Origin of the sequence: Kitasatospora gansuensis (assembly GCF_014203705.1) — a bacterium.
Taxonomy (GTDB): Bacteria; Actinomycetota; Actinomycetes; order Streptomycetales; family Streptomycetaceae; genus Kitasatospora; species Kitasatospora gansuensis.
The window spans coordinates 2272682-2297180 of the sequence record NZ_JACHJR010000001.1 but is presented as its reverse complement, the minus strand read 5'-3'; the positions used below and the strand labels follow the sequence as shown (position 1 = coordinate 2297180).

General features: G+C 68.3%; 19 protein-coding genes and 3 rRNA genes. 15 read left to right on the top strand and 7 right to left on the bottom strand.

Annotated elements, in window-relative coordinates; translation table 11 throughout:
- Nucleotides 1–87 precede the first annotated feature (87 nt).
- A complete protein-coding gene (locus tag F4556_RS10085; RefSeq protein WP_184913537.1) occupies nucleotides 88–924 on the top strand; it encodes a sulfurtransferase in 837 nt (278 codons plus the stop codon).
- A gap of 72 nt (nucleotides 925–996) precedes the next feature.
- Here the strand turns inward: F4556_RS10085 and sepH are convergent, their stop codons facing one another.
- Entirely contained in the window at nucleotides 997–2082 is a 1086-nt protein-coding gene (gene sepH / locus F4556_RS10080) for a septation protein SepH (protein WP_184913535.1), read from the bottom strand.
- A 438-nt stretch (nucleotides 2083–2520) separates the two neighbouring features.
- Here sepH and F4556_RS10075 point away from each other — a divergent pair, with 438 nt between their 5' ends.
- On the top strand, nucleotides 2521–3291 hold the full coding sequence (locus F4556_RS10075; protein WP_184913533.1) for a hypothetical protein: 771 nt from the start codon (nucleotides 2521–2523) through the stop codon (nucleotides 3289–3291).
- 7 nt (nucleotides 3292–3298) lie between these two features.
- On the opposite strand, the gene F4556_RS10070 is transcribed toward F4556_RS10075, so the two are convergent.
- Nucleotides 3299–4612 carry a D-arabinono-1,4-lactone oxidase gene (locus F4556_RS10070; protein WP_184913531.1) on the bottom strand — a complete coding sequence of 438 codons (1314 nt, stop codon included), beginning with the start codon at nucleotides 4610–4612 and terminating at the stop codon, nucleotides 3299–3301.
- A 217-nt stretch (nucleotides 4613–4829) separates the two neighbouring features.
- Nucleotides 4830–6050 (bottom strand): MFS transporter, encoded by a 1221-nt coding sequence (locus F4556_RS10065; protein ID WP_184913529.1) that lies wholly within the window; start codon nucleotides 6048–6050, stop codon nucleotides 4830–4832.
- A gap of 126 nt (nucleotides 6051–6176) precedes the next feature.
- On the opposite strand from F4556_RS10065, the gene F4556_RS10060 reads away from it, so the two are divergent.
- Together F4556_RS10060 and F4556_RS10055 are read left to right on the top strand one after the other, a co-directional pair.
- Nucleotides 6177–7331, top strand: coding sequence for a ferrochelatase (locus F4556_RS10060; protein WP_184913527.1), 1155 nt, complete (start codon nucleotides 6177–6179; stop codon nucleotides 7329–7331).
- 32 nt (nucleotides 7332–7363) lie between these two features.
- Nucleotides 7364–8152 (top strand): inositol monophosphatase family protein, encoded by a 789-nt coding sequence (locus tag F4556_RS10055; RefSeq protein ID WP_184913525.1) that lies wholly within the window; start codon nucleotides 7364–7366, stop codon nucleotides 8150–8152.
- A 106-nt stretch (nucleotides 8153–8258) separates the two neighbouring features.
- Here the strand turns inward: F4556_RS10055 and F4556_RS10050 are convergent, their stop codons facing one another.
- Entirely contained in the window at nucleotides 8259–8444 is a 186-nt protein-coding gene (locus tag F4556_RS10050; protein ID WP_057229287.1) for a hypothetical protein, read from the bottom strand.
- A 403-nt stretch (nucleotides 8445–8847) separates the two neighbouring features.
- Between F4556_RS10050 and F4556_RS10045 the strand changes: the two genes are divergently transcribed.
- From F4556_RS10045 to F4556_RS10030, 4 genes are all read left to right on the top strand, one after another.
- Nucleotides 8848–9501, top strand: coding sequence for a response regulator transcription factor (locus tag F4556_RS10045; RefSeq protein ID WP_057229285.1), 654 nt, complete (start codon nucleotides 8848–8850; stop codon nucleotides 9499–9501).
- Nucleotides 9502–9541: 40 nt separating this feature from the next.
- Nucleotides 9542–10840: a sensor histidine kinase gene (locus F4556_RS10040; protein ID WP_184913523.1), complete on the top strand. Its 1299-nt coding sequence runs from the start codon at nucleotides 9542–9544 to the stop codon at nucleotides 10838–10840.
- Nucleotides 10841–11108: 268 nt separating this feature from the next.
- Complete coding sequence (locus F4556_RS10035; RefSeq protein WP_376775677.1) at nucleotides 11109–12110, top strand: acyl-ACP desaturase; 1002 nt, start codon at nucleotides 11109–11111, stop codon at nucleotides 12108–12110.
- 447 nt (nucleotides 12111–12557) lie between these two features.
- Nucleotides 12558–12857 (top strand): DUF4193 domain-containing protein, encoded by a 300-nt coding sequence (locus tag F4556_RS10030; RefSeq protein ID WP_057229281.1) that lies wholly within the window; start codon nucleotides 12558–12560, stop codon nucleotides 12855–12857.
- A gap of 231 nt (nucleotides 12858–13088) precedes the next feature.
- On the opposite strand, the gene F4556_RS10025 is transcribed toward F4556_RS10030, so the two are convergent.
- Nucleotides 13089–13541: a DUF3093 domain-containing protein gene (locus F4556_RS10025; protein ID WP_184913521.1), complete on the bottom strand. Its 453-nt coding sequence runs from the start codon at nucleotides 13539–13541 to the stop codon at nucleotides 13089–13091.
- Between the two features lie 95 nt (nucleotides 13542–13636).
- On the opposite strand from F4556_RS10025, the gene F4556_RS10020 reads away from it, so the two are divergent.
- The 6 genes from F4556_RS10020 to rrf all read left to right on the top strand — a co-directional run bounded on the left by F4556_RS10020 (nucleotide 13637) and on the right by rrf (nucleotide 21127).
- A complete protein-coding gene (locus F4556_RS10020; RefSeq protein ID WP_184913519.1) occupies nucleotides 13637–14233 on the top strand; it encodes a PaaI family thioesterase in 597 nt (198 codons plus the stop codon).
- Nucleotides 14230–14718, top strand: a complete 489-nt coding sequence (gene dut / locus F4556_RS10015; protein ID WP_184913517.1) for a dUTP diphosphatase — start codon at nucleotides 14230–14232, stop codon at nucleotides 14716–14718. The genes F4556_RS10020 and dut overlap by 4 nt, the downstream gene beginning before the upstream one ends.
- Nucleotides 14719–14775: 57 nt before the next feature.
- On the top strand, nucleotides 14776–15579 hold the full coding sequence (locus F4556_RS10010) for a DUF3710 domain-containing protein (protein WP_184913515.1): 804 nt from the start codon (nucleotides 14776–14778) through the stop codon (nucleotides 15577–15579).
- A 413-nt stretch (nucleotides 15580–15992) separates the two neighbouring features.
- A 16S ribosomal RNA gene (locus tag F4556_RS10005) occupies nucleotides 15993–17516 on the top strand.
- Between the two features lie 284 nt (nucleotides 17517–17800).
- Nucleotides 17801–20922: ribosomal RNA gene (locus tag F4556_RS10000) — 23S ribosomal RNA — on the top strand.
- Between the two features lie 88 nt (nucleotides 20923–21010).
- A 5S ribosomal RNA gene (gene rrf / locus F4556_RS09995) occupies nucleotides 21011–21127 on the top strand.
- Together the 16S, 23S and 5S rRNA genes form the textbook arrangement of a ribosomal RNA operon.
- Nucleotides 21128–21178: 51 nt before the next feature.
- Here rrf and F4556_RS09990 read toward each other — a convergent pair.
- Nucleotides 21179–21679, bottom strand: a complete 501-nt coding sequence (locus tag F4556_RS09990; protein ID WP_184913513.1) for a DinB family protein — start codon at nucleotides 21677–21679, stop codon at nucleotides 21179–21181.
- Nucleotides 21676–22131, bottom strand: a complete 456-nt coding sequence (locus F4556_RS09985; protein ID WP_184913512.1) for a GNAT family N-acetyltransferase — start codon at nucleotides 22129–22131, stop codon at nucleotides 21676–21678. Before F4556_RS09985 ends, F4556_RS09990 begins: the two co-directional genes overlap by 4 nt.
- A gap of 91 nt (nucleotides 22132–22222) precedes the next feature.
- Here F4556_RS09985 and recD2 point away from each other — a divergent pair, with 91 nt between their 5' ends.
- Nucleotides 22223–24460, top strand: a complete 2238-nt coding sequence (gene recD2 / locus F4556_RS09980) for an SF1B family DNA helicase RecD2 (RefSeq protein ID WP_184913510.1) — start codon at nucleotides 22223–22225, stop codon at nucleotides 24458–24460.
- Nucleotides 24461–24499: the final 39 nt, after the last annotated feature.

The following is a 24499-nucleotide window of genomic DNA, read 5'->3' as shown; positions in this document are numbered from 1 at the left end:
ACTGCCGACGACGTGCCTACCTGACATACCCCGGCGAGCCGGGCAAAGACCAGACAAAGAGCCGAGTTGCGCGGGAACAATAGGGGTATGACCACCTCCCCCCTGATCACGGTCGCCGAGCTGGCCGCCGAACTCGCCACCGGTCGGCCGCCGGTCCTGCTGGACATCCGCTGGCAGCTGGGCGGCCCGCCCGGCGCCGAGGAGTACGCGGCCGGCCACCTGCCGGGCGCTCACTACCTGGACCTGGACCGGGAGTTGGCCGCGCCGCCCGGTGCCGCCGGGCGGCACCCGCTGCCGGACGTCGAGGTGTTCGGCGCCGCACTGCGCCGGGCGGGCGTCCGGGCCGACCGCCCCGTGGTGGTGTACGACGCGGGCCCGGCCACCTCGGCGGCCCGGGCCTGGTGGCTGCTGCGCTGGGCCGGACACGCCGACGTCCGGGTGCTGGACGGCGGCCTGGCCGCCTGGCGGGCGGCCGGGCACCTCGAGTCGGTCGGGCAACCCGCCACCGAGCCGGGGGACTTCAAGCCGCAGCCGGGCGCACTGCCGACCGTGGACGCCGCCGGGGCGGCCGAACTGGCCAGGACCGGGCTGCTGTTGGACGCCCGGGCCGGCGAGCGCTACCGGGGCGAGGTCGAGCCGGTGGACCCGAGGGCCGGGCACATCCCCGGCGCGGTGAGCGCCCCGACCACGGAGAACCTGGCGGCCGACGGGCGCTTCCTGCCGTCGGCCGTGCTGGCCGAGCGGTTCCGCGCGCTGGGTGTGGACGAGGCGACCGAGGTCGCGGTCTACTGCGGCTCCGGGGTGACGGCGGCGCACCAGCTGCTGGCGCTGACCGTCGCGGGGCACCCGGGGCTGACGCTCTACCCGGGCTCGTGGAGCGAGTGGTCCGCCGATCCGGCCAACCCGGTGGCGACCGGCGCCTGAAACGAGTGACGGCGGGTCAGGCGCACTGCCCGACCCGCCGTCCTGGACCTGCTCCAACCCGAGGGAGGGGTCCTACTCCTGCTTCTTGCGGCGGCTGCCGAAGACGATCTCGTCCCAACTGGGCACCGTGGCACGCCGTCCCGGCCGGACGCCGTCCGCCTCGGCCTGCCGGTCGGTGGTGCCGACCAGCCGCTCGCGGTGCGGGGCGACCGCCCGCGGCATCAGGATGTCCGCGTACGCCGACCCGGCGCCGACGCTGGCCGCCGGGGCGACCGGTTCCTCGGCCTCCACCGGCTCCTCGGCGATCACCGGCTCCGCCACGGGGACGGAGAGGTCGCCGCGGTAGGCGGGCACCACGTCGAGCAGGCTGGTGAGCGAGTCCCGGTTCTCGGCCGTGGCCTCCCGGACCTCCCTGACCTCGCGGGCCTCCCTGGCCTCGCGCGCCATGATCCGGTCGGGCAGGGCGGGCCGCTCGATCATCGGGCGGGCCGGCCGGTCCTGGGGGAGCCGGGCGATCCGCGGGATGAACGGGAAGACCTGCTCCTCCTCGCGCTCGACGTTCTCGCCGATCAGCGCGCGGGCCTCGTCGTCGTTCGGCTGGACCAGGCGGCGGGGCGGGTCGTACGTCCAACTCGCGCTGCGGCTCTCGCCGTCGGCGCGGTAGGAGAGGAAGACCTCCCAGGTGCCGTCGTCCCGGCGCCAGGAGTCCCAGTTCTCGGCGTCCTTCTCGGCACCCCGCAGGGCCAGTCGCTCCGCGACCGCCTCGCCGAGCTGGGGGCCGGTGGACTCGCCGTGCCGGCGGATCGCGGTCTTCCGCGCCCGCTCGGCCATGAAGGCACGCTCGGCCAGCACCGGACCCTCGAAACGACGGACCCGGTCCACCGAGATACCCGCCGCCTGCGCGACCTCCTCAGCGGAGGCACCGGCTCGTATCCGAGCCTGGATGTCACGGGGGCGGAGGTGGCTCTCGACCTCGATCTCGATCTGGCCGAGGCGCGGACGGTCACCCCGGATCGCGGCGCGAAGGCGCTCGTCGATGGGAAGGGTGTACTCCGTGCTGTCGGCAGCCTTGAGCACCAGCCGTGTGCCGTCGTTGCTGACGGCCACGACGCGCAGTTCGGGCACGGTTACCTCCCGGGTGGTGCCTGCCGACGTCACCTGCGTCGCTGCTCCCGTACTGAGTGTGGCCTGCCCACTCACGACTGGCCACAACCTTGCAGAGTTACTCGGCGTGTCGGGCTTTCGTCCGACCCTGCCGTTGTGGCACGGTTGCCTGTTTGCCACGTCGTCGGTCGACGCTGCGCCCGGGATGCCCCGGCCGCCGTCTGATGGACAGTCGGCACTGATGACCGAAGGCTCAGGCTTCACGAACAGTACTCCATTCGTGGCATCCAGAGGGGCGGCTCGCCGCTCAAGTCTCCCGCGATTCACGGGAATCTCAAGGGTGGGCACTCCAATGGCCGACCGTCGATCAGTGCGCGGTGATCATCTTCACATATATCGACCGCCGAGAACCAGATTTTCGCCCGCTGTGTCCTTCTTTGTGCAAGATAGAGAGACTTTTCCCGATCCGAGCCGTACCCACCGAGGATGTTGATGCCCCAGCAGCGCGCACCGCAGGACGTCGCCGAACGGTCCGAACCGTCCGCGAGCACACCGAAGCGGATCGATCTGAGCGTGGCTCAGGTCGCGGCGAGCGCTCTCGCGACGATCGTCGGCGCGCTGCTCGCCTCGGAGCTCGGGGTCTACGGCACGATCATCGGCGCGGCGGTGGTCAGCATCGGCGCCACCACCGGCGGGGCGGTCTTCCAGCACCTGTTCCGGCGCGGCGGCGAACAGCTCCGGCAGGCGGTCGACCGGGCCGGCACCGGCAAGCAGCCGACCCTGCCGGCCGTCGAGTCCGGGGAACTGTCCTCGGAGTGGAACGAACCGCGGACCGTCCGGGCCAAGCGCCGCTGGACCTGGAAGACCTGCCTGGCGGTCTCCGGCCTGGTCTTCGCGCTCGCGATGGGCCCGATCCTGGCCTTCGAGTGGGCGACCGGTCAGCCGGTGTCCGCCACGGTGAAGGGGGAGAGCGGCTCGGGCACCTCGTTCGGCGGCTCGGTCGAGCAGAAGCCCCCCGCGACCCCGCCGGCCTCAACCCCGTCCTCGATACCGAGTTCGACCCCCTCCGGCACGCCGAGCCAGACCCCGTCCGGGACGCCTTCGGGCACCCCGTCCTCGACCCCGAGCGGCAGCCCGTCCCCGACACCGAGTCCGACCCCGTCCGGCACCCCGAGCTCGACTCCGGCCGCCCCGCCCTCGGGCGACGCCACCGGCAGCACCTCGGGCGACGCGGCCACGCCCAGCGGGACGCCGTCGCCCTGACGGACGGTCAGTCGCCCAGCACCCGGCGCAGGTAGTCGTTGGCGAACAGCCGGTCCGGGTCCACCTTGTCGCGCAGCGCGGTGAAGTCCTCGAAGTGCGGGTAGACCGAGGCCAGGTACGCCGCGTCCCTGGTGTGCAGCTTCCCCCAGTGCGGGCGCCCCTGGTGAGCGGCCATCAGCTTCTCCACCTCGGTGAAGTAGCCCTGCTCGGCGGTGCCCCGGTAGAGGTGCACGGCGATGTAGACGCTGTCCCGCCCGTTCGCGGTGGAGAGCCACAGGTCGTCGGCGGGCGCCACCCGGACCTCCACCGGGAAGCTGATCCGCCAGTCCGAGCGCTCCACCAGCGCCTTGAGCTCCCGCAGCACGGTGGTGGCCGCCGCGCGCGGCACGGCGTACTCCATCTCGATGAACCGCACCTTGCGCGGGCTGGTGAACACCTTGTACGCGGTGTCGGTGTACGTCCGCTCCGACCAGGCCCGGCTGGCCAGCTGAGCGATCGTCGGAACGGCGGCCGGGAACCGGCGGCCGACCCGGCAGGCACCCTCCCAGACCGTGTTGGAGAGGAAGTCGTCGTCCAGCCAGGACTTGAACCTCGGCAGCGGCGCGGCCGGGCCCTGGCTCCGGTTGTTCCGCTTCACCGAACAGCGGTCGGTGTGCGGGAACCAGTAGAACTCGAAGTGCTCGTTCACCGCCGCCAGGTCGTCGAACGCGGACAGCACCTCCTCGAAGCCCATCGGCCGCTCGTGCGCCGTCAGCAGGAAGGCGGGCTCCACCCCGAAGGTCAGCGCGGTCACCACGCCCAGCGCACCGAGCCCGAGCCGGGCGCCCTGGAACAGCTCGGCGTTCTCGGTGGGGGAGCACTGCCGGACGCTGCCGTCCGCGAGCACGATCTCCACCGCCCGGATCTGCGCGGCCAGCGAACCGGAGTCCCGGCCGGTGCCGTGCGTACCGGTGCTGGTCGCCCCGGCGACGGTCTGCACCTCGATGTCGCCCATGTTGGTCAGCGACAGCCCGGCCGCCTCCAGCAGCCGGTTCAGCTTCCACAGCGGCAGCCCGGACTCCACCGTCACCGTGCCGCCCGCCCGGTCCAGCTCCCGGACGGCGGTCAGCCCGTCCGGCCGGACCAGCACCCCGTCACCGGCCGACGCGATCGAGGTGAACGAGTGCCCCGAACCGACCGCCTTCACCGTCCGCCCCTGCTCAGCCGCCTGCCTGAACACCTCGCCGAGCTGCTCGGCCGAAGCCGGCGCAACCACCCGGCTGGGCCGGGCGCTCTGGTTGCCGGCCCAGTTCCGCCAGTCGACCGATGTCCCCTGGGGCATGCGGGTGCCTCCTCCTCCGGGGCCAACGGCACCCGTACGTACCGGTGAGTAGGGGGGAGCGTAGCCACTAGGCACACGCTTCGGAAGACAGGGGCCCGGGGAACGGCGGCGCCGACCTCGAAAAGAGGTGATCCGTGCGTAGCTGGTCAGGCACTTTCGCCTTTTGCCCCGCACGCCACATACCGTCGCCGTTCCCCGAGCCCCTGGACAGTGCAACTCACGCTTCGGCCGTCGCCAGACCACTCCGCAGCCGCGGCAGCCCGGCAACCGCCACCACCATCCCGAACGTCGCGGCAGCGAGCGGCACCCAGTACCCGGCCGCAGCCCCCTCCGCGTCGACCACCAGCCCCGCCACCGCCGACCCGAGCGCCACCCCGAGCGCCAGCCCGGTGGTGGTCCAGGTCATCCCCTCGGTGAGCTTCGCCGCCGGGATCAGCCGCTCGACCAGCGCCATCGCGGTGATCAGCGTCGGCGAGATGGCGAACCCGGCCACGAACAGCGCCCCGCTGATCGCGAACAGCGCGCCCACACCGTGCACCAGCTCGCCCACCAGCAGCAGCGGCACCATGCTGACCGCCATCACCGCCGCCCCGGCCGGGAACCGGGTGGCCATCGAACCCTTCAGCTTGAGCGTCCCGAAGATCACCCCGGCCAGGCAGGAGCCCAGCGCGTACACCGCGAGGATCAGCCCGGTGATGCCCTCGTGCCCCTGCTCCTTGGCGAACGCCAGCGTGACCACCTCGACCGAGCTGAACACCGCGCCGGTCGCCACGAAGGTCACCACCAGCACCTGCAGTCCGCCCGAAAGGATCGCCGGACCTCCGGCGTGGTGCTCGGCCGGGTGCACCGGCGGCTCGGTCCGCCGCTGGGAGGTGAACAGCAGCACGCCCACGGTCAGGAAGACCCCGGCCATCATCACCCCGGCCTCGGGGAAGACGCTGGTGGCCAGCGTGATGGAGAGGATCGGGCCGATGATGAAGCAGACCTCGTCCACCACCGCCTCGAAGGAGTACGCGGTGTGCAGCTTGGGCGGCGAGCCGTTGTACAGATGGGCCCAGCGGGCCCGGACCATCGAGCCGGTGCTCGGCATCACGCCCATCCCGAACGCGCAGACGAACAGCGTCCAGGTCGGCGCGCCGGAACGGGCGCAGAGCAGCAGCCCGATTGCCGCCAGCACGGTGACCGCGGTCGCGGGCAGCGTCACCCGACGCTGCCCGTGCCGGTCCACCAGCCAGGAGACCACCGGGCCGAGCACCGCCGCCGCACCCGCCATGGTGCCGGACACCCCGGCGGCCAGACCGTACGAGCCGCGCAGCTCGGACAGCATGGTCAGGATGCCGATGCCGGTCATCGAGATCGGCATCCGGGCTATGAATCCGGAGAGGGAGAAGGCCAGAGTGCCGGGTGGGGCGAAGATCTGGCGGTAGCTGGACAGCAAGGGGGCTCCGCGGGGGTACAGGTAAGGAACGTCGGTCGCATACACAGCTTACGTACTCGGGCAACGGGGTTTCCGTACCCCGGACTTGACCCGGAGTCCGGTGCCGTTGGTGGCAGGATCGGAGCCATGTCCGACTCGCACACCCTCATCCACCCTGCCGCTCCTGCGGACCCGGCGCCCTTCGACGCCCTCCTGCTGCTCTCCTTCGGCGGTCCTGAGGCCCCCGAGGACGTGGTGCCGTTCCTGGAGAACGTCACCCGGGGCCGGGGCATCCCGAAGGAACGGCTGGCCGAGGTCGGCAAGCACTACTTCCTGTTCGGCGGGGTCAGCCCGATCAACGAGCAGAACCGCGAACTGCTCGCCGCACTGCGCAAGGACTTCGCCGGTCACGGTCTCGACCTGCCGGTCTACTGGGGCAACCGGAACTGGGCGCCGTACCTGACCGACACCCTGCGCGAGATCGCCGCCGACGGGCACCGCCGCGTGCTGGTCCTGGCCACCAGCGCGTACGCCGGTTACTCCGGCTGCCGCCAGTACCGGGAGAACCTGGCCGACGCGCTGGCCACGCTGGCCGAGGAGGGGCTGCCGGCCCTGGAGGTCGCCAAGCTCCGGCACTTCTACAACCACCCCGGCTTCGTCGGCCCGATGACCGACGCCACCCTGGCCGCGCTCGCCGAGCTGCCCGCCGGGGTGCGCGACGGCGCGCAGCTCGCCTTCACCACCCACTCCATCCCGGACGCGATGGCCGAGACCTCGGGCGCCCCCGACGACCCGGCCCGGGGCACCCCCGGCGGCGCGTACGTCGCCCAGCACCTGGAGGTGGCCCGGCTGGTCGCCTCCGCGGTGGCCGAGGCCACCGGGGTGGCCGACCGCCCCTGGGAGCTGGTCTTCCAGAGCCGCAGCGGCGCCCCGCACATCCCCTGGCTGGAACCGGACATCTGCGACCACCTGGAGTCGCTGAAGGCGGCCGGGGCACCGGCCGCCGTGATGGTGCCGATCGGCTTCGTCTCCGACCACATGGAGGTCAAGTACGACCTCGACACCGAGGCCACCGCCAAGGCCGCCGAACTCGGCCTGCCGGTCAGCCGGGCGGCCACCGTCGGCGCGGACCCCCGGTTCACCGCGGCGGTCCGGGAGCTGGTGCTGGAGCGGGCGGCGACCGAGCGGGGGGCGGCCGTCGAACGCTGCGCGCTGGGGGCACTCGGCCCGAGCCACGACGTGTGCGCGGTGGCCTGCTGCCCCAACCCGCGGGCCCCCCGGCCCGCCGCCGCCCAGCTCTGACATTCCGTCACCGTCCGCCGGAAGGAAGCCCCGTGCCCGATCCCGCCCCGCTCGACGACCTGCTGGACGAACTCCTCGACGTCGCCCTGGAGGCCGCCGGCCGGGCCGGCACCCTGCTCCGCGACGGCCGCCCCGCCGACCTCGGCGTGGCCGCCACCAAGAGCAGCCCGGTCGACGTGGTCACCGAGATGGACCTCGCCTCCGAGAAGCTGATCCTGGAGCTGATCACCACCCGCCGCCCCGAGGACGGCTACCTCGGCGAGGAGGGCGCCGACCACCCCGGCACCAGCGGCATCCGCTGGGTGGTCGACCCGCTCGACGGCACCGTCAACTACCTGTACGGGCTGCCCTCCTGGGGCGTCAGCGTGGCCGCCGAACTGGACGGCCAAGCGGTGGTCGGGGTGGTCGCCGTCCCCGCCCGCGGCGAACTGTTCCACGCGGTGCTCGGCCGCGGCGCCTACCTGGACGGAGCCCCGATCCACTGCCGCCCGGCCCCGCCCTGGGGCCAGGCGCTGGTCGGCACCGGCTTCAACTACGTCCAGTCCGCGCGGGTCCGCCAGGCAGAGGTGCTGCTCGCCCTGATGCCCGAGGTCCGCGACATCCGCCGCGCGGGCGCCGCCGCAGTCGACCTCTGCGACGTCGCCGCCGGCCGTCTGGACGCCTTCTACGAACGCGGCCTCCAGCCCTGGGACCGAGCCGCCGGCGCCCTCATCGCCGCCGAAGCCGGCGCCCACACCGGCGGCCCCGACGGCATGACCTGCACCGCCCCACCGGGCACCTTCGAACGCCTCTTGGAGCGTCTCACGGCTCTCGGGGCCTAGAGCTCAGCCGAGCCCTGGACCGTAACCGGCTGAGCGCCGCGCGAAAACGCAGAAGCCCTGGCACACGGGGGGTGCCAGGGCTTGGTGGTGCGTACTGCAAGTTGGTTCAGGCGGCGGCGCGGTGCATCTCGCGCACGGGGTCGATGCCGTGTTCGGCGGCGAGCCTGCGGAGGTCGTCCAGTTCGGACTGTTCGACCTCGGCGAGGAACTCGTCACCGGACTCGAGAGCGCGGTGCAGATCTGCTTCGGCGTTCCTTATGCGCTGAATGATGCCGGCGGTGAAGGCGTCCATTCTGGCCCCCTTGCTTTGTCGGACGGGCACGGTCCGGCGTTCCCCGGTCGGGCTTCGGTGCCAACGGAAATGCCCCAGCCGGTGGTGCTCTCCCCGGCTGGTGCGGTGACGGCCTGAACCGTCCGATGGACTCCGAGACCCGGGCCGGTGCGGATGAACGCACGGCGGGTGGTGACTGCGATCGGCGCTTCGGCCCGATCGCCGGTGTGAACCTGTCCTCCCCGCCACCGGCGGCGGGAAACCTGACTCACCGAGAAAGTTGCCCGCGTCACAGTCCGTTCACGGAACCGAGCCCCTTCGGACGCACCGCTTACCGGTGCTTTACCGGTCCACCAGGCAGGATGTAACCACCGTAGGACTGGGGTGCCCGACCTCGGCCACCGCTGGAGAAGGGACAACCACCGTGCGGGTTCTCGTTGTGGAGGACGAGCAGCTGCTCGCCGAAGCCGTTGCCACCGGCCTGCGCCGCGAGGCGATGGCCGTCGACGTGGTCTACGACGGCGAGGCCGCGCTGCAGCGGATCTCGGTCAACGACTACGACGTGGTGGTGCTGGACCGCGACCTCCCGCTGGTGCACGGCGACGACGTCTGCCGCAGCATCGTGGAGCAGAGCCTGGCCACCCGGGTGATCATGCTGACCGCCTCCGGCGACATCAGCGACCGGGTCGAGGGCCTGGAGATCGGCGCCGACGACTACCTGCCCAAGCCCTTCGCGTTCAGCGAGCTGGTCGCCCGGGTCCGGGCGCTCGGCCGCCGCGCGACCGTGCCGCTGCCGCCGGTGCTGGAGCGGGCCGGGATCTCGCTGGACCCGGGCCGCCGCGAGGTGCTCCGGGACGAGAAGCCGGTCCAGCTGGCGCCCAAGGAGTTCGCCGTGCTGGAGGTCCTGATGCGGGCCGGCGGCGCGGTGGTCTCGGCCGAGCAGCTGCTCGAGAAGGCCTGGGACGAGCACACCGACCCGTTCACCAACGTGGTCCGGGTCACCGTGATGACCCTGCGCCGCAAGCTCGGCGACCCCGCCGTGATCGTCACCGTGCCGGGCTCCGGCTACCGGATCTGACCCGGCCCCAGCACCCTCACCCCTCACCGAGAGGACAGCCATGACCACCCCGCCCCCCACCGGCGGGGCCCCCGGCACGCCCGCCGGCGCCCCGGTGCCGCCGCGCCCGCACCAGCCCCCGACCGTCGCGGCGGCCCAGCCGACGCCCCAGGTGGTGCACGGCGAGGGCCTGTTCAGCTGGCTGCCGCTGCGCCCGACCATCCGGATCAGGCTCACCCTGCTGTACGGCGGGATGTTCCTGATGGCCGGGGTGGTGCTGCTGATGCTGATGTACTTCTTCGTCCGGCAGGCCTTCTACGACGCCTCGCTGCCGCCGCTCCGGCTGGGCGACGGGGTGCAGATCCGGACCGAGGACGGCACCGTGATCACGGCCGCCAACTTCGAGCAGTGGCTGCGGCACTTCCAGAGCGTCCAGGCCGAGGCCGCGCTGACCACCCTGCTGCGCAAGTCGCTGACCGTGCTGGTCTGCCTCGCGGTGATCGCCTTCATCCTCGGGTACGCGCTGGCCGGCCGGGTGCTGCGCCCGCTCAACCGGATCACCAGGACCGCGCGCGAGGTGGCCGGTTCCGATCTGCACCGGCGGATCGACATGGACGGACCGGACGACGAGCTCAAGGAACTGGCCGACACCTTCGACGAGATGCTGGAACGGCTGGACCGGGCCTTCGACTCGCAGCGCCGGTTCGTCGCCAACGCCTCGCACGAGCTGCGCACCCCGCTGGCGATCAACCGGACGCTGCTGGAGGTCCAGCTCTCCGACCCGGAGGCCTCGGCCGACCTGCAGCAGCTCGGCAAGACCCTGCTGGCCACCAACGAGCGCAGCGAGCAGCTGGTGGAGGGCCTGCTGCTGCTGGCCCGCAGCGACAACGAACTCACCGACCGCCGTCCGGTCGAGCTCTCCGAGGTGGCGGTCCGGGCGCTGGAGCAGATTCGCCCGGAGGCAGCCGGCCGCGAGGTCGAGCTGCGGTCGGTGCTGGAGCCCGTCCAGGTGAGCGGGAACGGCGTACTGCTCGAGCGGATCGCGCTCAACCTGCTGCAGAACGCGACCCGGTACAACATGCCCGGCGGCTGGGTGGAGATCACCACCTCCCCGGCGCCGGGCGGCGCCGGGGAGCTGGTGGTGAGCAACACCGGCCCGGTGGTGCCCGGCTACGAGCTGGAGCACATCTTCGAGCCGTTCCGGCGGGTCAAGGGCGCCGACCGGACCCGCAGCGACAAGGGGGTCGGTCTCGGCCTCTCGATCGTCCGCTCGGTGGTCCGCGCGCACGGTGGGGCCATCGAGGCCACTCCGCGCACCGGAGGCGGTCTCACCATCCGGGTCCGGATCCCGGGAGCCTGACCCACCCCTACTGCCGCTGAGGGGGTACCGCAGCCACCCCAGTGTCCCTTTGGGCCGGATTTCGCTCCGTGCGCGGAGCATCCCGTCGGCCCCGAACGCCGCCCCCGCCAGGCCAGTCGCCATGACATATGCCCTGGCGGGGGCGGCTTGTCATTTCCGGTCGGGACAACTTACGGTGTCGTAACCTACGGAGCCGTAAGGTTGGTCGTAGCCACCCGGCCAGACGCGACCCCCGTCGTCCCTGCCCCGCCTTTTCAGGAGCACCGCCGTGACCATCGCACCCGAGCAGCGCACCGCCGCCGCCCCCTCCGCCGCCTCGCTCAGCACCGCGGGCTGGACCGACGCGCGACTGATCATGGCGCTCGAGGAGGTCGTGGAGGTCGAGCTGAACCGGCACCTCAAGGTCGCCAAGGAGTGGATGCCGCACGAGTACGTGCCCTGGAGCCTGGGTCGCGACTTCGACGGCGTGCTCGGTGGCGAGGCCTGGGCGCTGGACCAGTCCAAGGTGACCCCGCTCGGCCGGATCGCGCTGGTGGTCAACCTGCTGACCGAGGACAACCTCCCCAGCTACCACCACGAGATCGCCACCATGTTCGGCCGCGAGGGCGCCTGGGGCACCTGGGTGCACCGCTGGACGGCGGAGGAGGGCCGGCACGGGATAGCCATCCGCGACTACCTGCTGGCCACCCGGGCCGTCGACCCGGTGGAGCTGGAGCGGGCCCGGATGACGCACATGGGCGAGGGCTTCGAGTCCGACAACTCGCACAGCATGCTGCACTCGGTGGCCTACGTGGCCTTCCAGGAGCTGGCCACCCGGATCTCGCACCGCAACACCGGCCACTTCTCGGGCGACCCGATCTGCGACCAGCTGCTCGCGAAGATCGCCAACGACGAGAACCTGCACATGGTCTTCTACCGGAACCTGCTCAAGGCCGCGCTGGAGATCGCTCCCGACCAGGCCATGCGGGCCATCGCCGACGTGGTGATCGACTTCCGGATGCCCGGCCACGGCATGCCCGGCTTCGAGCGCTCGGCGGCCCAGCTCGCCATCGGCGGCGTCTACAACCTCCGGATCCACCACGACGACGTGCTGCAGCCCGTGCTGCGCCACCTCAAGGTGATGGAGATCGGCGGCCTCGGCGCGGCCGGCCTGCAGGCCCAGCAGGAGCTCGGCGTCTTCCTCGGCGCCCTCGACGCGCAGGCCACCAAGTTCGACGAGCGGCAGGCCGCACTGCTCGCCAGGCGGGCCGCGAACGCCGCCAAGAAGTAGCCTTCGGGTGGGTGGATTTCCGAGATTTGCCCGAAAAGTTCAGACTGTGAGGAAGCTCACAGGAAGTCGCCCGACACGTTCGGATGATCTCTCAGGGTGATCACCGGTTCGGGTGACCCGGTCGCCGAGGGTGACCGCTCCTTCGCCGGGGAGATTTGTCGACACGTCATCAATTCACGGCCGGGGCAGGTGAGTTGGCGGACGATCGAGTCGCTTCCGGGTACCGAGAGTAGTGGTCCGAACGGTCGGTCGGCCTCATGGGTGGAGCTCTCCGTGAGGCCGTTCGGACCGCCCGGGAGGCCCCTGAAGAGGCCGTTCGAGGATGTCGATTGAGTAACAGGGCTTGAAGTAAGGCAAAATCTCCGCCTCGGGTCGGGCACAAGACCGGCCCCCCATGCGTTACGTGCGCTGGAGATACCGCACACACCCAGAGGGGGAGAGCGAACAATGGCAACGGACTACGACACCCCGCGCAAGACCGATGACGATGTCAACGAGGACAGCATCGAGGAGCTCAAGGCTCGTCGGAACGAGAAGAGCACCAGCTCCGTCGACGTCGACGAGTTCGACGCCGCCGAAGGCCTGGAACTTCCCGGCGCTGACCTCTCCAACGAGGAACTCTCGGTCCGGGTGCTTCCGCGCCAGGCCGACGAGTTCACCTGCATGAGCTGCTTCCTGGTGCACCACCGGAGCCAGCTGTTCGGCGAGAAGAACGGGCAGCCCATCTGCCAGGACTGCGGCGCCTGAGCACCGGGCGGGAAGGCCCGGGCCGGCGATCCTCGCCGGACCGGCACACCGCCCCGCCCGGCCTTGGGCAGCAAGGCCGGAGGCAGCAACTGCGGTCACCCCGGCGGCCGCTCCAGCTCGACCGCGCGACCGGTCCCACCGGCCGCGTCGTAGTACGGAACACAGGGACGGTCCCGCGTGCACATGCGCGGCGCCGTCCCTCCGTCGTTCCCGGGCCGTTCCCGGGCCGGGTCAGCTGGTCCGGCCGCCTCGGCGGGCCTCGGCCAGCGCGTCGGCCAGCCGCTGCGGCGAGCGGGTCGACAGGTAGACGTACGGGGTCGGGTCGGCCGGGTCGGTGATCTCGACCCGGAGCGCGGTCGGCACGTAGCTGCGCAGCAGCATGAAGGCGCGCGGGTCCGCCTTCACGGACCGCCAGGCCACCGTCTCGGCCGGGTTCAGCACGTGGGCGGTACCGAGCACATCGGCCGGGATCCGGGCCTGGCCGGCCACCAGGGAGCCCTGCACCACGCGGATCCGGGCCGAGCCGTAGTTGCTCAGCGCGGCGGCCCCCGCGACGATGCCGACCACCAGGCCGACCAGGGCGCCGATCGCGCTGAACCGCAGCATGATCAGCGCCAGCGAGAAGCCGAGCGCAACGGGAAGCAGCCACCAGCTGCGGGGGACGGTGAGGCGTTCGTCGTACATGCCCCCATTGTGTGTGCCGTGACGGGGCCGCCCGCCCGCGGCTCCCTGGCCGTCGACCGGTGCGGACTTTCCTACTCGCGGGTAAGGTCGCGCCTGTGAACGGATCAGCCGCCTCCCAGCTCCCTGCGACCACGCCCCCGGCCGACGCGACCCTGCCGCCCCGGGCACCCGAGGCGCCCGCCCCCGGCACTCTGCTCGGTTCGCACTACGACCACTGCTTCGGGTGCGGTCCGCAGCACCCGCAGGGCCTCCAGCTGACCGCCGTGGCGGGCGAGGACCTGAACGTCACCTCCGAGTTCACCGTCCGCCCCGGTCACCAGGGCGGCCCCGGCCTGGCCCACGGCGGCGTGCTGATGACGGCCATGGACGAGACCCTCGGCACGCTCAACTGGCTGCTGCACATGGCCGCCGTGACCGGCCGGCTGGAGTGCGACTTCGTCCGCCCGGTCCCGGTCGACTCCACGCTGCACATCCACGCCTGGGTCACCGGCGTGAAGGGCCGCAAGATCTACAGCGCGGCCGAGGGCCGGATCGGCGGACCCGACGGGCCGGTCGCGATCCGGGCGCAGGCACTCTTCATCCAGGTGAAACTGGAACACTTCACCACGCACGGGCGTCCCGAGGACATCAAGAAAGCCTTGGACGACCCGGATCTGTTCAAGCGTGCCCGAGCCTTCGAGGTGAACCCGTGAGTACCACCGCCCGCCCGCCGGTCGACGTCCTGATCACCCGTTTCGATCCGGACCTGCCGCTGCCGGCGTACGAGCACCCCGGCGACGCCGGAGCCGACCTGCGCACCACCGTCGACGCCGAGCTCGCCCCCGGCGAGCGCGCCGTGCTGCCGACCGGCGTCGGGATCGCCCTGCCGGACGGCTACGCCGCCTTCGTTCACCCGCGATCGGGCCTGGCCGCCCGGTGCGGAGTTGCACTGGTGAACGCCCCGGGGACGGTCGATGCCGGGTACCGTGGTGAGATCAAGGTGATTCTGGTAAACCTCGACCCGCGCGAGGGAGTCAGCTTCCGCCGTGGGGACCGAATCGCCCAGCTGGTGATCCAGCAGGTCGAGAAGGCGAGTTTCCACGAGGTGGCCGAACTTCCCGGTTCGGCACGTGCCGAAGGCGGGTTCGGGTCGACCGGAGGTCACGACAGGGTTACCATGCCCGCGCCAGCGCAGTAGCCGAGCAGTAGTCGAGCAGGTATTCGCATCGGTCTTGGACCGGGAAGGACAGTGACCGTGTTCCGTCGCCGCCAGAAGAGCGAGGACGCTGTCGAGCAGCTCGCCGACGACGCCATCAGCGCCGACGAGACGGCCGATGACGTCGAAGGCTCCGCCGACTCCGAGATTGAGAACGCCGCCGACGCCGATCCGGCGGACCGGGTCGGCCTGCCGCCGGCCCCGCGCCCGGACGGCCCGTGGGACATCTCCGAGCTGGAGAACCCCGAGGAGGGCCGGGTGGACCTCGGTGGTCTCCTGATCCCCGGTGTCGAGGGTATGGAACTGCGGGTCGAGGTGGCCGGCGACGCGATCGTGGCCGCCACCCTGGTCCTCGGCAACAGCGCCATCCAGCTCCAGGCCTTCGCGGCCCCCAAGTCCGAGGGCATCTGGGGCGAGGTCCGCGACGAGATCGCCTCGGGCATCACCCAGCAGGGCGGCCTGGTCGAGGAGGAGGAAGGCCCGCTGGGCTGGCACCTCCGGGCCCAGGTCCCTGTGCAGCTGCCGGACGGCACCCAGGGTGTGCAGCTGGTGCGCTTCGTCGGTTGCGACGGACCGCGCTGGTTCCTCCGCGGTGTGATCTCCGGCCAGGCCGCGGTCCAGCCGGAGATGGCCGGAATCCTGGAGCAGGTCTTCCAGCAGACCGTCGTGGTCCGCGGCGAGACCCCGATGGCCCCGCGCGACCCGATCGTGCTCAAGCTCCCCGAGGACGCGCAGATGGTCGCCGACGGCGGCGCCAGCGTCGTCGACGCCGGCGGCTCCCGCTTCGCGGAGGCCTCGCTGGACCCGTTCGCACGGGGTCCGGAGATCACCGAAGTCCGCTGATCGCCTGCGGATCGCCTCCGTCCGGTTACGCCGGACGGAGGCGATTTGCTTGTGGGGCGGCGATGCCCGTACAGTTCCGGAGTCGCACCGAGAGGGGCGAAGAAAAGCGAGTCGGCTGAATGAAACTCCGGAAAACGGAGCGGAAAACATCTGATAAGCTCGGAACACGAAAGAACGAAGCGCCCGGAGGGTCCGCCTGATAAGCGGCTCGAAGGAAGTGTCCGTTCCTTGAGAACTCAACAGCGTGCCAAAAGTCAACGCCAGATATGTTGACATCCCCGGCCTCACCTTTTGGTGGGGTTGGAGATTCCTTTATGAAGTAAAACACTAGCGAGGACGCAGTGCGCGGGGCCGCCTATTCCGGTGGTTGCCGCGCCGCTCAACGCGAGTGGTTGCAGGATTACCTGCAGACATTCACGGAGAGTTTGATCCTGGCTCAGGACGAACGCTGGCGGCGTGCTTAACACATGCAAGTCGAACGATGAAGCTCTTCGGAGTGGATTAGTGGCGAACGGGTGAGTAACACGTGGGAAATCTGCCCTGCACTCTGGGACAAGCCTTGGAAACGAGGTCTAATACCGGATATGACCTTCCTCTGCATGGGGGTTGGTGGAAAGCTCCGGCGGTGCAGGATGATCCCGCGGCCTATCAGCTTGTTGGTGGGGTAATGGCCTACCAAGGCGACGACGGGTAGCCGGCCTGAGAGGGCGACCGGCCACACTGGGACTGAGACACGGCCCAGACTCCTACGGGAGGCAGCAGTGGGGAATATTGCACAATGGGCGAAAGCCTGATGCAGCGACGCCGCGTGAGGGATGACGGCCTTCGGGTTGTAAACCTCTTTCAGCAGGGAAGAAGCGCAAGTGACGGTACCTGCAGAAGAAGCACCGGCTAACTACGTGCCAGCAGCCGCGGTAATACGTAGGGTGCGAGCGTTGTCCGGAATTATTGGGCGTAAAGAGCTCGTAGGCGGCTTGTCGCGTCGGTTGTGAAAGCCCGGGGCTTAACCCCGGGTCTGCATTCGATACGGGCAGGCTTGAGTGTGGTAGGGGAGATCGGAATTCCTGGTGTAGCGGTGAAATGCGCAGATATCAGGAGGAACACCGGTGGCGAAGGCGGATCTCTGGGCCATTACTGACGCTGAGGAGCGAAAGCGTGGGGAGCGAACAGGATTAGATACCCTGGTAGTCCACGCCGTAAACGTTGGGAACTAGGTGTTGGCGACATTCCACGTCGTCGGTGCCGCAGCTAACGCATTAAGTTCCCCGCCTGGGGAGTACGGCCGCAAGGCTAAAACTCAAAGGAATTGACGGGGGCCCGCACAAGCAGCGGAGCATGTGGCTTAATTCGACGCAACGCGAAGAACCTTACCAAGGCTTGACATATACCGGAAACGGCTAGAGATAGTCGCCCCCTTGTGGTCGGTATACAGGTGGTGCATGGTTGTCGTCAGCTCGTGTCGTGAGATGTTGGGTTAAGTCCCGCAACGAGCGCAACCCTTGTTCTGTGTTGCCAGCATGCCTTTCGGGGTGATGGGGACTCACAGGAGACTGCCGGGGTCAACTCGGAGGAAGGTGGGGACGACGTCAAATCATCATGCCCCTTATGTCTTGGGCTGCACACGTGCTACAATGGTCGGTACAAAGGGCTGCGATGCCGCGAGGCGGAGCGAATCCCAAAAAGCCGGCCTCAGTTCGGATTGGGGTCTGCAACTCGACCCCATGAAGTTGGAGTTGCTAGTAATCGCAGATCAGCATGCTGCGGTGAATACGTTCCCGGGCCTTGTACACACCGCCCGTCACGTCACGAAAGTCGGTAACACCCGAAGCCGGTGGCCTAACCCGTAAGGGGAGGAGCCGTCGAAGGTGGGACCAGCGATTGGGACGAAGTCGTAACAAGGTAGCCGTACCGGAAGGTGCGGCTGGATCACCTCCTTTCTAAGGAGCACATAGCCGGATGTGAGCGAATGTCTCACACGGTTGCTCATGGGTGGAACGTTGACTATTCGGCACACACGGTCTGTTGGCCTCACAAGTACTGCTTCGGCGTGGAAAGTGAGACCAAGCGAGGTCGGGTGTGTCGGGCACGTTGTTGGGTCCTGAGGGAACGGCCGTCATGGTCGTTGCTTCAGTGCCGGTCCTACTTGATGACATCTTCATGGTGTCTGAGGGTGGGTGTCTGGTCGTTGTTTGAGAACTGCACAGTGGACGCGAGCATCTGTGGCCAAGTTTTTAAGGGCGCACGGTGGATGCCTTGGCACTAGGAACCGATGAAGGACGTGGGAGGCCACGATAGTCCCCGGGGAGCCGTCAACCAGGCTTTGATCCGGGGGTTTCCGAATGGGGAAACCCGGCAGTCGTCATGGGCTGTCACCCGCACCTGAACACATAGGGTGTGTGGAGGGAACGAGGGGAAGTGAAACATCTCAGTACCCTCAGGAAGAGAAAACAACCGTGATTCCGGGAGTAGTGGCGAGCGAAACCGGATGAGGCTAAACCGTTTTGGTGTGAGACCCGGCAGGGGTTGCCAGAGCGGGGTCGTGGGAAAGTTCTTGATTGGTCTGCCGGCCGGTCGGTGAGTCAGAAACCGTATGGATAGTCGAAGGACATGCGAAAGGTCCGGCGTAGAGGGTAAGACCCCCGTAGACGAAATCTGTGCGGCTCACTTGAGCTTCTCCCAAGTAGCACGGAGCCCGAGAAATTCCGTGTGAATCTGGCGGGACCACCCGCTAAGCCTAAATATTCCCTAGTGACCGATAGCGGATAGTACCGTGAGGGAATGGTGAAAAGTACCGCGGGAGCGGAGTGAAATAGTACCTGAAACCGTGTGCCTACAAGCCGTGGGAGCGTCGGATGTGAGGCTTGCCTTACATCTCGTGACTGCGTGCCTTTTGAAGAATGAGCCTGCGAGTTTGCGGTGTGTAGCGAGGTTAACCCGTGTGGGGTAGCCGTAGCGAAAGCGAGTCCGAATAGGGCGATTCAGTTGCATGCCCAAGACCCGAAGCGGAGTGATCTAGCCATGGGCAGGTTGAAGCGGAGGTAAGACTTCGTGGAGGACCGAACCCACCAGGGTTGAAAACCTGGGGGATGACCTGTGGTTAGGGGTGAAAGGCCAATCAAACTCCGTGATAGCTGGTTCTCCCCGAAATGCATTTAGGTGCAGCGTCACGTGTTTCTTGCCGGAGGTAGAGCACTGGATAGGCGATGGGCCTCACCGGGTTACTGACCTTAGCCAAACTCCGAATGCCGGTAAGTGAGAGCGTGGCAGTGAGACTGTGGGGGATAAGCTCCATGGTCGAGAGGGAAACAGCCCAGAACACCGACTAAGGTCCCTAAGCGTGTGCTAAGTGGGAAAGGATGTGGAGTCGCAGAGACAACCAGGAGGTTGGCTTAGAAGCAGCCACCCTTGAAAGAGTGCGTAATAGCTCACTGGTCAAGTGATTCCGCGCCGACAATGTAGCGGGGCTCAAGTACACCACCGAAGTCGTGTCATTGCAGCTATAGGGCCAACGCCCGCTGTGATGGGTAGGGGAGCGTCGTGTGCCGGGTGAAGCAGCGGAGGAATCCAGTTGTGGACGGTTCACGAGTGAGAATGCAGGCATGAGTAGCGATACAAGAGTGGGAAACTCTTGCGCCGATTGACCAAGGGTTCCTGGGTCAAGCTGATCTGCCCAGGGTAAGTCGGGACCTAAGGCGAGGCCGACAGGCGTAGTCGATGGACAACGGGTTGATATTCCCGTACCCGCTTTGAAGCGCCAACGTCGAACCAGGTGATGCTAAGGCCGCGAAGCCGGCCCGGAGTCTTCGGACAATGGGACGTGGTGGAGCCGCTGAACCAAGTCTGTAGTAGGTGAGCGATGGGGTGACGCAGGAAGGTAGTCCAGCCCGGGCGGTGGTTGTCCCGGGGTAAGGGTGTAGGCCGAGTGATAGGCAAATCCGTCACTCATTAAGGCTGAGACCTGATGCCGAGCCGATTGTGGTGAAGTGGATGATCCTATGCTGTCGAGAAAAGCCTCTAGCGAGTTTCATGGCGGCCCGTACCCCAAACCGACTCAGGTGGTCAGGTAGAGAATACCGAGGCGTTCGGGTGAACTATGGTTAAGGAACTCGGCAAAATGCCCCCGTAACTTCGGGAGAAGGGGGGCCGGAACTGGTGATGAGTCTTGCACTCTGAGCTGGGGCCGGCCGCAGAGACCAGCGAGAAGCGACTGTTTACTAAAAACACAGGTCCGTGCGAAGCCGTAAGGCGATGTATACGGACTGACGCCTGCCCGGTGCTGGAACGTTAAGGGGACCGGTTAGTCAATCTTCGGGTTGGCGAAGCTGAGAACTTAAGCGCCAGTAAACGGCGGTGGTAACTATAACCATCCTAAGGTAGCGAAATTCCTTGTCGGGTAAGTTCCGACCTGCACGAATGGCGTAACGACTTCTCGACTGTCTCAACCATAGGCCCGGTGAAATTGCATTACGAGTAAAGATGCTCGTTTCGCGCAGCAGGACGGAAAGACCCCGGGACCTTTACTATAGCTTGATATTGGTGTTCGGTTCGGCTTGTGTAGGATAGGTGGGAGACTTTGAAGCAGCAACGCCAGTTGTTGTGGAGTCGTCGTTGAAATACCACTCTGGTCGTGCTGGATGTCTAACCTGGGTCCGTGATCCGGATCAGGGACAGTGTCTGGTGGGTAGTTTAACTGGGGCGGTTGCCTCCTAAAGAGTAACGGAGGCGCCCAAAGGTTCCCTCAGCCTGGTTGGCAATCAGGTGTTGAGTGTAAGTGCACAAGGGAGCTTGACTGTGAGACCGACGGGTCGAGCAGGGACGAAAGTCGGGACTAGTGATCCGGCGGTGGCTTGTGGAAGCGCCGTCGCTCAACGGATAAAAGGTACCCCGGGGATAACAGGCTGATCTTCCCCAAGAGTCCATATCGACGGGATGGTTTGGCACCTCGATGTCGGCTCGTCGCATCCTGGGGCTGGAGTAGGTCCCAAGGGTTGGGCTGTTCGCCCATTAAAGCGGTACGCGAGCTGGGTTTAGAACGTCGTGAGACAGTTCGGTCCCTATCCGCTGTGCGCGTAGGAATATTGAGAAGGGCTGTCCCTAGTACGAGAGGACCGGGACGGACGAACCTCTGGTGTGCCAGTTGTTCTGCCAAGGGCATGGCTGGTTGGCTACGTTCGGGAGGGATAACCGCTGAAAGCATCTAAGCGGGAAGCCTGCTTCGAGATGAATATTCCCACCTCCTTGAGAGGGTAAGGCTCCCAGTAGACGACTGGGTTGATAGGCCGGATGTGGAAGCCCTGTAAGGGGTGGAGCTGACCGGTACTAATAGGCCGAGGGCTTGTCCTCAGTTGCTCGCGTCCACTGTGTTGTTCTGAAACAACGACCCCACACCGTTTGGTCACGGGTGTGGTGCGGTCATACAGTTTCATAGTGTTTCGGTGGTCATAGCGTGAGGGAAACGCCCGGTTACATTCCGAACCCGGAAGCTAAGCCTCATAGCGCCGATGGTACTGCAGGGGGGACCCTGTGGGAGAGTAGGACGCCGCCGAACAATCTTTGGTCAGAAAGCCCCTCCGGGTCTCCCGGAGGGGCTTTCTGCATTTCAGATGCCGGTTTCCCCGTCCAGCGTTTCGCGGATGATGTCCGCGTGGCCGGCGTGCCGGGCGGTCTCCTCGATCATGTGCAGCAGGACCCAGCGCAGGTTGCGGCCGGCCATCTTCGGCCAGGCGCACCGGGTCTCCAAGGGCATTCCGGCGACGAGTTCCCGGTTGATCGCGACCTGGGTCTCGTAGAAGGCTCGCCATTGCGCGACGGTGTCGTTGGCGCCGAGGGCGAAGTCCGCGCCCTCCTCCTCGTCCACGGCGGGCCATTCGGCGGGGTGTTCGTGGCCGGCCAGGATGATCTGGAACCAGCGGCGTTCCCAGATGCCGGAGTGCTTGAGCAGGCCGAGCAGGGAGAGCGAGCTCGCGGTGGGCACTCGACGGGCGTCCTCGTCGCTGAGGTCGTCGAGTTTGCGCAGCAAACTGGCGCGCTGCTTGTCGAGGAAGCCGACCAGGGCCTCCCGTTCGGTGTCGGTGCTGAGGTCTGCCGGGCGGGGGCTCATCGGAGGTCCAGCTTGAAGCCGAGGTGGGAGGCGGTGAAGCCGAGGCGTTCGTAGAAGCGGTGGGCGTCGGTGCGGGTGGCGTCCGAGGTGAGCTGGACGAGTTCGGCGCCGAGGGTGCGGGACTGCTCGACGGCCCATTCGATGAGCACGGTGCCCAGGCCGGTGCCGCGGGCGTCGGCGTGGATCCGGACGGCCTCGATCAGGGTGCGGGTGGCGCCGCGGCGGGAGAGGCCGGGGATGACGGTCAGTTGGAGGGTGCCGACGGTGCGGCCGGCCGACTCGGCGACCACCAGGTGCTGGTGCGGGTCGGCGGCGATCCGGGCGTAGGCGTCCTGGTAGGGCGTCAGGTCGTCGGGGGACTCGCGGGTGGCGCCGAGCGGGTCGTCGGCGAGCATGGCCACGATGGCGGGGAGGTCGGTGGCCTCCGCCGGTCGGATTGTCAGGTCGTTCATGATCAGGACGATAAGCCATGACCGTACCCGCACTGTCGGTGCGGGAGGGTACGGTGCGTAGCGCACCGTCACCGACCCGAGGGGGCGCCCTGTGAGTACGCAGAGTGCGCAGAGCACACAGCCGCCGCAGCGTCAGCTTGCCCAGGTGGAGGGCGTGTTGGAGCGGGTCACGTACGCCAACGAGGAGACGGGCTACACGGTGGCCCGGGTCGACACCGGGCGCGGGGCGAACGACCTGCTGACGGTCGTCGGGGCCCTGCTGGGGGCGCAGCCGGGGGAGTCGCTGCGGCTGTTCGGGCGGTGGGGCTCGCACCCGCAGTACGGGCGGCAGTTCATGGTGGAGAACTACACCACCGTCCTGCCGGCCACCGTGCAGGGCATCCAGCGCTATCTGGGCTCGGGCCTGATCAAGGGCATCGGCCCGCGCTTCGCGGAGCGGATCGTGGAGGCCTTCGGGGTGGAGACCCTGGAGGTGATCGAGAACGAGCCGAAGCGGCTGATCGAGGTCCCCGGTCTCGGGCCGAAGCGGACCAAGATGATCGCCGCGGCCTGGGAGGAGCAGAAGTCCATCAAGGAGGTGATGGTCTTCCTGCAGACGGTCGGCGTCTCCACCTCGCTGGCCGTGCGGATCTTCAAGAAGTACGGCGACTCCTCCATCGGCGTGGTGAAGAACGAGCCGTACCGGCTGGCCTCCGACGTGTGGGGCATCGGCTTCCTGACGGCGGACCGGATCGCCCAGGCCGTCGGCATCCCGCACGACAGCCCGGAGCGGGTCAAGGCGGGTCTGCAGTACGCGCTTTCGCAGAGCAGCGACCAGGGGCACTGCTTCCTCCCGGAGGAGCGGCTGATCGCCGACGGGGTGAAGCTGCTGCAGGTCGACGTCGGGTTGGTGATCGACTGCCTGGCCGAGCTGGTGGCGGCCGAGGGCGTGGTGCGGGAGCAGGTGCCGGGGGAGGGCGGGCTGCCGATCACGGCGGTGTACCTGGTGCCGTTCCACCGGGCCGAGGTCTCGCTGTCGAATCAGCTGCTGCGGCTGCTGACCGCGGACGTCGACCGGATGCCCGGTTTCGCGGGGGTGGACTGGGAGGCCGCGCTCGGCTGGCTGGCGACGCGTACGGGGGCCGAACTCGCGCCGGAGCAGCGGGAGTCGGTGAAGCTGGCGCTGACCGAGAAGGTCGCGGTGCTGACCGGTGGTCCGGGCTGCGGCAAGTCGTTCACGGTGAAGTCGATCGTCACGCTGGCGCTGGCGAAGCGGGCCAAGGTGGTGCTGGCGGCGCCGACGGGGCGGGCGGCCAAGCGGCTGGCGGAACTGACGGGGGCTGAGGCGTCCACCGTGCACCGGCTGTTGGAGCTGCGGCCGGGCGGTGAGGCGGCGTACGACCGGGACCGGCCGTTGGACGCGGATCTGGTGGTGGTGGACGAGGCCTCGATGCTGGATCTGATCCTGGCGAACAAGCTGGTGAAGGCGGTCGCGCCGGGGGCCCACCTGCTCTTCGTCGGGGATGTGGACCAGCTGCCCTCGGTCGGTGCGGGCGAGGTGCTGCGGGACATGCTGTCGGCCGGCAGTCCGGTCCCGTCGGTCCGGCTGACCAGGATCTTCCGGCAGGCCCAGCAGTCCGGTGTGGTGACCAACGCGCACCGGATCAACGAGGGCCTGCCGCCGATCACCGACGGCCTGCCGGACTTCTTCCTGTTCGCCGAGGAGGACGCGGAGGCGGCCGCCGGTCTGACGGTGGACGTGGTGGCCCGGCGGATCCCGCAGCGGTTCGGTCTCGACGCCCGCCGTGATGTCCAGGTGCTGGCCCCGATGCACCGGGGCCCGGCCGGTGCGGGCGCGCTGAACACGCTGTTGCAGGCGGCGGTGACGCCGGCCAGGGACGGGCTGCCGGAGCGCCGTTTCGGCGGCCGGACGTTCCGGGTCGGCGACAAGGTCACCCAGATCCGCAACAACTACGAGAAGGGGCGGAACGGGGTCTTCAACGGCACCGTCGGAGTGGTGACCGACCTCAGTGTCGACGAGCAGCGGCTGACCGTCCGGACGGACGAGGACGAGGAGGTGCCGTACGACTTCGACGAGCTGGACGAGCTGGCCCACGCGTACGCCGTGACGATCCACCGTTCGCAGGGCAGCGAGTACCCGGCGGTGGTGATTCCGGTCACCACCTCGGCCTGGACGATGCTGCAGCGGAACCTGCTCTACACCGCTGTGACGAGGGCGAAGAAACTGGTGGTGCTGGTCGGCTCACGGAGAGCGATCGCGCAGGCGGTTCGGGCCGTCAGTGCTGGTCGCAGGCACTCCGCGCTCGATCATCGGCTGGCAACTGGATGATCGTCCAAGGGGCTGCCCTACCGAGGGGTTGTCTTGACG

Bases quoted from the DNA above. Each gene is read 5' to 3' on its own strand.
- F4556_RS10085 (WP_184913537.1), top strand. From the start codon at position 88: ATGACCACCTCCCCCCTGATCACGGTCGCCGAGCTGGCCGCCGAACTC.
- F4556_RS10025 (WP_184913521.1), bottom strand. From the start codon at position 13,541: ATGTACGACGAACGCCTCACCGTCCCCCGCAGCTGGTGGCTGCTTCCC.
- F4556_RS10040 (WP_184913523.1), top strand. From the start codon at position 9,542: ATGACCACCCCGCCCCCCACCGGCGGGGCCCCCGGCACGCCCGCCGGC.
- F4556_RS10050 (WP_057229287.1), bottom strand. From the start codon at position 8,444: ATGGACGCCTTCACCGCCGGCATCATTCAGCGCATAAGGAACGCCGAA.
- F4556_RS10060 (WP_184913527.1), top strand. From the start codon at position 6,177: ATGTCCGACTCGCACACCCTCATCCACCCTGCCGCTCCTGCGGACCCG.
- F4556_RS09990 (WP_184913513.1), bottom strand. From the start codon at position 21,679: ATGAGCCCCCGCCCGGCAGACCTCAGCACCGACACCGAACGGGAGGCC.
- F4556_RS10070 (WP_184913531.1), bottom strand. From the start codon at position 4,612: ATGCCCCAGGGGACATCGGTCGACTGGCGGAACTGGGCCGGCAACCAG.
- F4556_RS10075 (WP_184913533.1), top strand. From the start codon at position 2,521: ATGCCCCAGCAGCGCGCACCGCAGGACGTCGCCGAACGGTCCGAACCG.
- F4556_RS10030 (WP_057229281.1), top strand. From the start codon at position 12,558: ATGGCAACGGACTACGACACCCCGCGCAAGACCGATGACGATGTCAAC.
- F4556_RS09985 (WP_184913512.1), bottom strand. From the start codon at position 22,131: ATGAACGACCTGACAATCCGACCGGCGGAGGCCACCGACCTCCCCGCC.